4 protein-coding genes are annotated in these 8,669 nt (G+C 46.2%); all 4 read right to left on the reverse strand.

Going from position 1 to position 8,669, the window contains the following annotated elements:
* Nucleotides 1–1,904, reverse strand: a 1,904-nt coding sequence (locus tag QZ735_RS18555) for a glycoside hydrolase family 2 TIM barrel-domain containing protein (protein WP_294251801.1), incomplete at its 3' end; no start/stop codon positions are given.
* Nucleotides 1,904–3,241 (reverse strand): glycosyl hydrolase family 28 protein, encoded by a 1,338-nt coding sequence (locus QZ735_RS18560; protein WP_294251806.1) that lies wholly within the window; start codon nucleotides 3,239–3,241, stop codon nucleotides 1,904–1,906. The genes QZ735_RS18560 and QZ735_RS18555, both read right to left, overlap by 1 nt.
* Nucleotides 3,242–4,311: 1,070 nt before the next feature.
* Entirely contained in the window at nucleotides 4,312–7,308 is a 2,997-nt protein-coding gene (locus QZ735_RS18565) for a LamG-like jellyroll fold domain-containing protein (RefSeq protein ID WP_294251809.1), read from the reverse strand.
* Nucleotides 7,309–7,840: 532 nt separating this feature from the next.
* On the reverse strand, nucleotides 7,841–8,545 hold the full coding sequence (locus QZ735_RS18570) for a nitroreductase family protein (protein WP_294251812.1): 705 nt from the start codon (nucleotides 8,543–8,545) through the stop codon (nucleotides 7,841–7,843).
* Nucleotides 8,546–8,669 lie beyond the last annotated feature (124 nt).

Consider the following 8,669-nt stretch of genomic DNA (forward strand, 5'->3'; position numbering starts at 1 on the left):
AGCAAACCTTCACTTTCTTTCCAGTCGGCAGGAAGAGGTAATCTGATCTTTCCTTTTTGCAGCGGCCGAATATCCGGAATATCTGCTTTTCCGGTTTGAATCACATCAAAACCGGATTCTGAAGAAAATGGTGTTTTAAACTTCACCAATTTCCATTCAAGCTGACATTCATTCAGGTTCGTAAAATGATACCGGTTTTCCACGGAAATGATTCCGTTAAAATCAGGGGGCAGGGTTTTCAGATCAATCTTAACCGGGCTGTAAATTTCGCGGATGGCATAAAAACTGCCCTCCTTTTCCCGGTGCGGCCCCAGTACTCCGTCAGGCGCATTGATCGCATTCACATCGATCTGATTATTAAAGTCGGTCCTCACCAGACCTTCATCCGCAAAAGCCCAAAGGAAGCCGCCGGCACCCTTTCGGGAATTCCAGTGCAATTCCCAGTAATCGGCCAGGGAAGTTCCGCCGCCGCCGTCATCCTGGGCATGCAGGAATTCCGTCGGCATATATATATTGTCACCCGCAAGGATTTTCCGGGTGCTGTCGTAATCTTCGTAATGGTTGCAATCGATCCCGTTGAAAGCATTTCCGGGTTTATGATGTGCATGGATCACGGGGCGATCTGACAGGTCATATTTTGCAAATTCTGCATCGAGGTCAAAATCATGGCCGCCTTCATTGCCGTTGCTCCAGAAAATAACCGAAGGATGATTGGCATCTCTAACAACCATTTCTTTCACAAGCTTTCTCCCGACCTCTGTGCTGTATTTTTTCTGCCAGCCCGCCAGCTCATCTAGAACATATAACCCCAGCGAATCGCAGATTTTTAAAAATGACTTATTCGGTGGATAATGTGAACAGCGGACGGCATTCATATTCATTTCTTTGATGAGCTGAACATCCTTCAAATCGATATTTTCCGTTACCGCACGGCCTGTTTCCGGCCACCAGACGTGGCGGTTGATGCCTTTCATCTTCACTTTTGTCCCGTTGATAAAAATGCCGTCGCCTTTCCGGATTTCTATGGTCCGGAAACCAAATTTTTCTTCGGTCTGGAAGATGCTTTTTCTGTTTTTTGTTAAGGTGAATTTTGCTTTGTACAAATTGGGGGTTTCGGCCGTCCAGAGTTTCGGATTCCTAACGGAAAAAAGGATCTGTTTCAACGTGTCTCCCTTTTGAATCTGAAGCTGGGATTCGGCCACTAAACTGTTTTTGGTATCAAACAATTCTACCTTCAGATGATTGGCATTCCTGATTCCATTTAAATGAATATCTGAGCGGAAAGTGCCATCTGCTCGGGCATCAATGGCCGTCCGCAAAATATGTTCCGCCGGACTTGCTTCTAAATAAACCGGACGGAAAATTCCACCCAGAATCCAGTAATCAGCCAGACGTTCGGCATTGTTAACCGATTTATCAGCCGACATTTTGGAAACCTTCACTTCAAGAAGATTTTCTTTTCCGAACAGGATTTTATCCGAAATATTATAACTGAACTCATAAAAAGCACCCTGATGAACGGCTCCGGCTGATTTCCCGTTGATTTTTACTTCAGTATCCGTCATCGAACCTTCAAAAACAATATTGACGGTTTTTCCTTTCCAGGAATCAGGTACGGTAAAGGTATGTTTGTACAAGCCTGTCTCATCATGAAACCTGAAGTTTTTACCGTAGGTTACATAATCCCGGCCGTAATTGTAAGAACCGAAACCCTGCTGTTCCCAGTGGGAAGGCATCTGTATTTTGCTCCAGCTTCCTGATCTTCTTCCGGAACTCACCCAAAAATCCCATTCTTTGGTATGCTCAGCATCCGTTCCGCTCAGGAACCGGATTTCCTTTGACTGGGCAGACAGCAGCTGTGAGCAGACACATAAGAAGGCGAATATGGTAATAGAAAAGTTCATTATCTGGCAGCAATATCGGAGTCGTCTTTTTTACCGGAAGCCTGGCTGAGAGCAGCGATCCGGGTCACGCTGACTTTCTTCTGCTTTAAATTCCTGATATTGATCAGATTCTGCTCTTCAGGCTTTACTGCCCTGATGTTCAGGTTTTCGAATGTAAAATCCTTCAGTTCGTACAAGTCTGATTTTTCCACGGAAAAAGCGGTTTCGCAGGTGATATCGATGTTCTTTAAAGTAATGGTATTGGCTAACCCTTTCTTTGGTTTTTCTTCACCTTTCAAATCAAAAAACTGGTTCCAGCCTTTCACGTACAGGAATGTTTTTACGCTTCCCCTGATGTTTTCCACCGTTATGTATTCATAATGCTGAGGTGTATCAGGACGCATTTTCAGGTGCAGTAACCTTGACGGATCTTTCACCACGGAATTGCGCAGAAGCACATTGTAATTATGGATCGATTCACTTCCGCAGGTCAGCACCGAGTGGCAGAACCCGAAGGTATTGTCTTCGATCAGGATGTTCCTGTTTTCCCCGTTATTCAGGTCGGTATCCGCTTTCGGGCCTTTCCCTCCTTTCAGGGCAATGGCGTCGTCATTCACGGACATATAGCAGTTTTTGATCAGGAAGTTCGTACAGGCGTCGATGTCTACCGCATCGGTACTCGGGGCTTTCACAGGCTCTTTCGGCGCCAGAATCGTAAGATTCAGCAATTTAACGAAATGGGATTTATAGTAGTGCGTGCTCCAGAACGGCGAATTTTTCACGGTAATTCCTTCAATCTGAATATTTTTGGAATTGGAGACATAAATGATGCGCGGCCGCATTTCATCCATATTGGTGCATTTGGGATTCCATTCGCGTCTTTTCCAGAACGACTTCCAGAACTTCAGCCCGTTACCGTCGAGGATTCCTTTTCCGGAAATGGTGAAGCCGTCCAGTCCGTCTGCATTAATCAGGGCCGGGAAATACTTCACGGTCTGCCCCTCTATTCTGGTGGTAAGCACGGGGAAATCGTTGATGTCATCGCTTCCCTTTAACTTTGCGCCATCTTCTAAAAATAAATGGGTGCCTTGTTTAAAAAAAACTGAACTGATCAGGAAAGTGCCTTTTGGTATGATGACAACGCCGCCGCCGTTTTTCGCCGCCAGGTCAATAATTTCCTGCATTTTTCTGGTCTGCAGCACCGTACTGTCGTTCTTCATCCCATTTTCCGTAACGATGTATTTTTTCCCTAATGCCTTGATATCGGTCGGTTTATTCTCTTTAAACCATGCCGGGATGGCTGTCCCGTCGGGAAATTTATCCTGGCTTTTTACTGCCGGTGAAAGCAGTAACGCCATAAGGACTGGAAATAAGAGACGTGAGATTTTCTGAAATTTCATAATTCAACTTTAGATAAAGACAGTCTTTCCGGACAGCCTTCATCAGCATATCCATTTTCAAAAGGGTAAAATAAAGAAATATCATTCTGAAAACCTTATGATATCACCCCTTTTTTGCAGAAAGCCACAGAATACTTCATAGAACAGTAATGAAATATTCCTTTCCTTCATTTTTCATAAAAGTAAATATTTTAAGAGCCTGGGGCATCCTGCTCTTTCATGGGATTTACAGCCTGTATGGACAGGAAAGGACAATGCACCGGAAAAGTACCTGCTGTTTGCTTCTATTCTCACAGAGGCATCCCGTTTCCTATGGGAACATTTACAGCTGATGAATGCCATCAGTTTCAGTCCGGGCTTAATGGCATGGGCTTCAGTCCATTTGCCACAGCATGTTTGATAACAAACCCTGATTAAAGAATAAATTTAACACAAAGGCTGCTGACAGTCCCGCTGATTTTTAAGGGAACAAAAAGAGGGACAGTGCCTGATGAAGCATATGGATAACAGGTGTTGATTAAAAGGTTTTGCTCTGCGGAACCGGTATGAAATAAAAAAGGCAGCCCTTTTCAGAACTGCCTCTCTTTACAAATATAAATAATGAATGAATGAATGAATGAATGAATAAACCCCTTTATTCTGGATTAGCTTTGATACTTTCTTTAATTTAACGTAAACTCGACCTTACTTAATTTGTATTCAGCTTACTGTTCATTGAAAAATAAACCAAATGATCGCAATCACGAATTATATGTTTAATTATACCATTTACAATAGAATTTTATCCTATCCTGTAAAAATCCGTCTTTTCGGGACTTTAAAAACAATATTAATAAAACCGTATTTAAATGATATTCAACCGCGTATTTAATCAAAAATAAAATAAAGGCTGTTCCAATCAGGATTTATACAGCATGACAAAAGATTTTTTCTGATCATTTATTCTTCCTGAACATCTTCTGATTAAAGAAACCTTCCGGCCTCTTGCTTCTAGTCTATCCGTCCGATTGGTAATTTCGGTTATCTGACTATTCAACCATCACCTTGAAATTGCTGTTCAGCTTTTCTCCTGAGACATTGAGGATATAGCTGCCTGACGATTTGACGGTATTTACCGGAAGGATATACGTACCGCTGCTGTCCGGTTCCAGTTTCTCCCTGATCACTGCCTTTCCGCTCATATCGAACAATATAGCCGTAAGAGCAGAAGTCCTGTATCCCGGCAGCCTGATGAAAAGTTTGTCCTTCACAGGATTCGGGTACACCGTTCCGGCATTCCTGCTGATGCTGAATTCTTCATTGGCCAGCACAGCCTGATTGTAGAGGGCACTTACTTCCGGCTGGGATAATGCATAATTGTGCATTTTCAGTTCATCAATCGCTCCCTTATAAGGTGCCGGCGTATTGGCTGTGGCCTGGAATTCCAGTTCACCGATGTTTCCAAGGATCAGGCTGCTGGCTTCCCCGATGCCGGTGACTGCCGTTTCATCGCCTTCCGCACTTAACATACCATTGGTATAAATCCTCATCTTATGGGCAGCAACATCCCTCATGATGGCCACATGCACCCAGTTTCCGGTAAAATAATTGGCAACAGGGGAAGTGATTTCTTTTTTCGTTATATTATCATCAATAGCATACCGGAGCTGTCCGCCTTTGATCTCGATGTTGAAACGTTTGCCCGTAGCACCGGTAGACGTATTGGCAGTAATGGAACCTTTACAGAGCAGGTACTGGCTTATTGAAGAAGAAGCCGGTAACAGGCCCGGGGCCGCTTTCATCCAGAAGGAAACGGTAAAGGACTGGTTATTGAAGAAGATCTGATCCTGATGCGGGATGCTGGCAATATAGGCCGTATTGGGTGAGGTAGCCAGATCAAGGGCATAATTTTCCTTTCCCGGAACCCTAACATTCGAATTGTCATAAGCTGTATTCAACAGTCCATGATTGGCAAAGGCCGTTGCATCGGTGATCTGCGGGCCTGCAGATGGCGCCTCCGAAAACGGCCAGTGCCCCACCATACCCGGCGTAGGGGCCCGGAAATTCCAGACGTCTCCGGTTGCCGTTCCCAACGTATTGGAGGCATCTACCCGCCAGTAATAATCCGTTGCGGTACTGAGATTCGTAAGCTGGTAAGAAGGTGCCGCCGTATAAGGAACCGTAGCAAGATTGCTCAGATTCTGGGGATCTGTCCCGAAATAGACCGAATAGGTGGTGGTATTGGCACTGCCGGACCACTTCAACAGCAGATTGCCGTTGCTGAGGCCTGCAGTATTGTTACCGTTTGCAGGCGTTGGGTTGGCTGCTTTCACAGGTGCAGACGGAACCGGTGGTGTTGTGATAGTTGCATGGGCAGAGTAAACCGAAGATTCGGAACCTTTCACCGCTTTTACCCGGTAATAATACGGGGTATCCGGTGTCAGGCCGGTGTCGTTATAACTGACCGTATTGGCCGGTAATGCAGCAATTACAGTAAAACCGGTTCCGTCCAGGGAACGTTCCAGGACATATCCTGTTTCATCAGCCGTATTATCATTCCAGTTGACGGTCAGAGATCCGGAAGGCGGGCTGCCTGCCGTCAGGGCATTGGTAAAGCTGACTCCGGATGGCGGAATAACAAAATCCGGAGCTGCCGTACCGGGAAGGCTGTTGATGTAGACCTCGATATTCAGGTACGGAGCATGACTGCTGCTGACAGCCAGTGCATCAAAAGCGTTGGGATTAAGACCATTAGCCGTTTCCCAGGCATCGGGCATCCCGTCATTGTCGGTATCCTGGGGAGCCGGTGCCCCATAGACATGCCCTGCCCCGCCATTGGTAAACCCGAATTGGGTAGCCAGGTCATTCTGTACGTATACATAAGTAGCCGTTGTCCCTTTCGACAGCAGATCCGAGATCATCAGCTGGTCTACCTGGTCGCGTCTCGGATAAGAGGCACCGGCACTTTCCACAATTTTATCGTAAGCTGCCTGGGCGTTCAGCAACGGATTTTTCATCGGATAATCGTAGGGCGTGGCCATGATAGCTGCAGGATCTCCTACCGGATAGCCGGTGAGATTCTGCGGGACCTGTGCACCGTCCAGCAGTCCGTTCTTATTATTATCGAAATAATTGCCGGCACCATACAGGCTGAAGTTGGAATTTCCCACACTGAACGGTGTTGTTACCGAACCATTGGTGTTGGGCCCGCCGATAAAATAATTGTTGATGATATTTGCAAAAGAGCTTCCGGCCGAATCTCCGCCCATGATATAGGCTTCCCCGGATTGGGTGTGGCCGTAAGTATTCCCGTAGTTGCCCCAGTTGTAGACCACATTGTTTACAAACTCATTGATGCCTTTAATTTTATTATTCCGGGTTTTATTGCAGATGTACAGGTTCCCGATCAGGCTCACCTTACCTCCTGGCGGAGGCTGGATCAGTCCTCCGGCGGAATGGTTGTGGCGGTGCATGCCCTGCCCGATGATGGAATTCTGGATGGTGATGTTATCGGGGCTCGTTCCGTTGTTGTCCCAGTTGATGGAGAATACTTCATCGGTTCCCCAGGTAAAAGTCATGTGGTCGAAAATCATATGGGCTCCGTTGGCGACTCCCGAGGCATCCTGGTTTTGGGAAGTTCCGCCGTACCGGATCCGGAGATAGCGGGCAATCGTATTATTGGAGCCCGTAAAAGATACTCTCGGTCCCAGGAATACAATGCCTTCTCCCGGCGCTGTCTGCCCGGCAATGGTGGTATTGGCCGCCACTGCCACCACCGACTGTAAATTAACAATGCCGCCCACCCTGAAGATCACAAACCTTCCCGGCTGGCTCACGGCATCCCGGAAGGAACCCGGGCCGCTGTCATTCAGGTTGGTTACCAGGTAGACCTGCGGAATTGCCGCCCCCCGCGCCCCTGTTGTATACCTCCCGAATCCGGAAGCTTCGGGAAAAGCCAGCGTCTGGGCCCTGAAACCGGCAGAAGAAAGCATCAGCCCGCAAAACAGTGCTGCCGTCTGCTTATAACGTACATATTTTTTTACCATAGAATTGATTTTTGTAATGAACTAAATCTAACCACAAAACCAGACAGCCGCATCCTGCCCCATCCTGCCGGTCTGCTATGGGTCAGGCATTTATGGAATAAAAGGAAAGAATAAAGGATTTAAAAAGGGGTGACGATACAGCATCGGAATCCAGATTTTCCGCCAGATAGGAAGATGAATGCCGGGCTGGGGTTGTTTATCAGGCATTGGTCCTCAGCCGTTAGGTATCCAGCCTGTCTTGTGAAAACTTATACATCTTAAGAATTTTTGATTCGCCATCCTGCAGCTGCAAAAATTTTGATCTCAAACGCCCGTTCTGTTTACCGGAGACTGAAATAAGGTAACCGGGACGATGATGAATGTAAAGGCAGGCAGCAGACATAGAACCAACATATGAACATTGAAGATGCAAAAATCAGACGGCTGTATAAATGATACAGAAACAACTGCCCAAAAGACAGTTGTTTCATATTTAGTATTGATCAAGAAAAATACCGGTTTACCCATCCGGACTTTCCAGGTATGCCTTACTTCATTCCGATTTTTGCACAAAATCATCCAGATTCATGGGTGCCGGCAAGTCCACCGTATCGGAAGCGTCTGCCAGAGTCATCTCTGTAATAAACGATTCTTTCGGCGTGCGGACCTTTTTCATATTCACCAGCCAATCCTGTTCACTTGCCCTATATCCCAAGGGCAATATCACCGTACTCCTATAACCGGATCCTTTCAGATTCAGCAATTCATCGAGCTTTTCAGGGAGGAAGCCTTCAATGGGTGTGGCGTCAACTTTCTGTTCTGCCGCCGCAGCAATGGCCATGGCAAAGGATATATAGCTCTGCTTGGACGCATGATGGGCCTGCCATTCCTGGCCGGAACGCTCATAGAGATCGAGGATCACCTGTTTGTAACTGTCCATGGTTTCATGGGACAGGTTGCGTTCATCCATCATATAATTGAATACCCTGGAAATCCTTTCATCCGAATAACCGTCCCAGGCAGCAAAAACCAACAGATGGGAACAGTCTGTAATCTGGCTCTGGTCATAGGCCACCATCCGGACACGTTCCAGCAATGCCCTGTCTGAGATAACGATTATTTTATACGGCTGAAGCCCGGATGATGACGGCGCCATGCGGGCCGCTTCCAGTATGTATTCCAGTTTCTCCTGCGGGATCTTTTCACCGTTCATTTTTTTGGTAGCATAACGCCACTCCAGATTTTTTAATAAATCCATATGATTAATTTTTTTTCAAAGGTAGATTTATATGATGACATTAAGTAACTTTGTGACCAAAAGTAATGGTGACAAAGGAGTCACCATGGTGACAACAAGGTAACCTATGCACTCAGAAAATACA

The organism is uncultured Chryseobacterium sp. (assembly GCF_913776365.1).
Classification (GTDB): Bacteria; Bacteroidota; Bacteroidia; order Flavobacteriales; family Weeksellaceae; genus Chryseobacterium.

What these genes read in the sequence shown, in the direction of transcription:
- QZ735_RS18560 (WP_294251806.1), bottom strand. Translation starts at nt 3,241, where the DNA reads ATGGCGTTACTGCTTTCACCGGCAGTAAAAAGCCAGGATAAATTTCCC.
- QZ735_RS18565 (WP_294251809.1), bottom strand. Translation starts at nt 7,308, where the DNA reads ATGGTAAAAAAATATGTACGTTATAAGCAGACGGCAGCACTGTTTTGC.
- QZ735_RS18570 (WP_294251812.1), bottom strand. Translation starts at nt 8,545, where the DNA reads ATGGATTTATTAAAAAATCTGGAGTGGCGTTATGCTACCAAAAAAATG.